The organism is Limnohabitans sp. Rim28 (genome assembly GCF_000293865.2).
Lineage (GTDB): Bacteria > Pseudomonadota > Gammaproteobacteria > Burkholderiales > Burkholderiaceae_C > Limnohabitans_A.
The window spans coordinates 1-2282 of sequence record NZ_ALKN02000039.1 but is presented as its reverse complement, the minus strand read 5'-3'; the positions used below and the strand labels follow the sequence as shown (position 1 = coordinate 2282).

The window sequence follows — 2282 nt, the reverse complement described above, 5'->3', positions numbered from 1 at the left end:
GGAAGTTCAGCGGCAGCGCTTGCTCGCGCAAACTGCGCGCTGCACCCATGAAAACCAGTGGCGTGCGCTGGTCGCCAACAGCCAATGAGGCACCGCCGATGTTGTTGGCCACTGAGCCATCAAAAGCCAAGGCTTCAATGCGCAGCCGCTTCGGGTCGACAATTTCAAAAATCAAATCCCGCGTGTCCACCACTTGGCCTGCCACGACATGCGCCGAGGCAATCACCCCAGAAACAGGCGCGACCAGTGCTTCTTTGCTGCTGAGGCCGCCACCGACGGCCGACATGCGATCGGTCAGGCTGAGCACCTCACTCTCTGCGGCTTCCACTTCCTTGCGCGGTACGGTGTCCGACAACTCGCGCAAACGTGCCAAACGCTTTTCGGCAAGCGCTTTGGCAGCGCGAAATTCGGCCAATTGAGTCAACTGGCTGGCCCGCTCCAGGGGGGCGAACGCAGGGACGACGTAGGCCAAGACCTGTCCCTTCTTGACGGTTTGCCCTGCGTTGGGCAGGCCATTAGGGCCGGGTTCTATGCGTCCGGCGTTGATGGGCTGGACTTTGCCCCCAGCGTTGGGGTCCATCAGTACCTGACCATTGAGTTCAAAGGCGCGTGGCAGCTCAGCGGTTTCCACCACCATCGTGCGCACATTCAGTTGGCGTTGGGCTGGTTTGGGCAGAAACACGCTGCCATCGGCCATGCGCTGTGGACCATTGGCATTGGCCGTCGCAGGCGCAGCGCCGTGGTCATGGCCTTCGCCCGCGTACGTAGGCAGTGCAGCACCTGCAAGGGTCAAAGCAGTGGCCAGTGCCATCCAGTGGCGTTTTTTTGAAGTGTTGATTGTTTTCATGCTGAGGCTCCTTAGGCCGTACGAGCTTGTTGACGAAAGCGAACGATCGCGCCTAATGCCATCAGGGCCAATAACCCCCCGCCGATCCACAGGGCGATGCCTTTCCAAGAAGAACCACTGACAGGTTCATCTTCGTCCTCGTGCAAATCGAGTTCGCCAGTCAGCAGGTCGTTCAGTTCACCGGCCTGAATGGTTGCGGTGATGGCAATGACGCCAGGTTTGAGCGTGTCCTTGAGGATGACTTCGTATTCACCTACGCCGTGTTTTTCGGCTTTGTATTTGCCGCCTTGGATATCGATGTCAATTTGGGCGTCATTGACCGGACTGTTGTCTGTAAAACGGTCCAGGTAAATCGTCAGCTGCTTGCCATTGACAATGCCGACCATTTCAAGATCCTCTGAAACCGCGACGAAACGCGGCAGTGCTGTTCCCTGGGTTTTTGGCGCAGCTTCCGCGTGATCGTGACCCTCACCGGCAATGGCCATAGGACTGAGTAATGTGAATATCAGCGCCATAAAGGTGGCGGCTGTTGAATGAATGATCTTCATGGTGTTCCTTGAGTTTTTGAGGGGTGTCAGCATCACTGAGGCAGCAGGCCCAAGGACTGCCGCAATGCCGAAATGGCGGAGGCCAGGTCAATTCGGCTTCGAGCGGCTTGTCTCGCGGCCTCTGCAGCCTCTGCTTCAATGCGCAAGCGGGTGGGCAGATCCGACTCGCCCAGCCTGAACGACTTGTCAAAAAAGCTGCGGGACTCGTTGGCCAGCTGGGCTCGTCGCTGCGCAGCATCAAGTTGAGTGCGTGCGGCCTCCAGACGAGCTGCAGCGCCTTGTTTGTCGGCTTGAATGCGCGCCTGCTCGAGGACCAGTTGTGACTGCACTTCTATCGCTTCGGCTTGTGCAGTCGCAAGACGAGCGTCATGCCTAGGGCCAGCACCCAAGGGCACGCGAATGCCAATCAGCACAGTCTGGCCATAGCGTTCTCCAAATGCCCCACGGCCGCGCGCTGTGGCCACCGTGAGTTCCGGGTTGGATCGCCTCTGGGCGCTGATCAGCTGAGCCGTCCGCTCGGCCATCGTGATGCGATCCTCCAGTTCAGCCAACAAGGGATGCCCCACTGACGCACCCGTATGTGGGGTCGAATCTGGCGTTGGCTCCACCGCCGCGTTGACTTTCAAGTCTGCCGGAGCCGTCCTGCCTGTCAGCGCCATCACTTGTGCCAAGGCTGCGGCAGATGCAGCTTGAGCTTGGGCGGCATGCGCTTGGGCCGCAGCGACAGCGCCTTCGGCTTGATGCTGGTCGGACTTTGCCAGATCACCCGCGTTGGTCCGTTTGGCAACATCAGCGGCGAGGCGTTGTGCATTGGCCAGTTGTTCGCTCGCCAGTTCAGCATCGACGCGAGCTCGCAACCAGCCCCACCAAGCATCCCTGACGGAAGA

The 2282-nt window shown here is 59.5% G+C and carries 3 protein-coding genes; all 3 read right to left on the bottom strand.

The window, feature by feature from the left end:
- Window positions 1–847 (bottom strand): efflux RND transporter periplasmic adaptor subunit (locus B472_RS16720; RefSeq protein ID WP_019427533.1); only part of this gene is annotated, 847 nt, incomplete at its 3' end.
- An 11-nt stretch (window positions 848–858) separates the two neighbouring features.
- On the bottom strand, window positions 859–1395 hold the full coding sequence (locus tag B472_RS16715) for a hypothetical protein (protein ID WP_026039655.1): 537 nt from the start codon (window positions 1393–1395) through the stop codon (window positions 859–861).
- A 32-nt stretch (window positions 1396–1427) separates the two neighbouring features.
- Window positions 1428–2282: TolC family protein (locus B472_RS16710; RefSeq protein WP_019427531.1), on the bottom strand; the 855-nt coding region annotated here is incomplete at its 5' end.

Excerpts from the sequence above, each read along its gene's own strand:
- B472_RS16715 (WP_026039655.1), bottom strand. The coding sequence starts at position 1,395 with ATGAAGATCATTCATTCAACAGCCGCCACCTTTATGGCGCTGATATTC.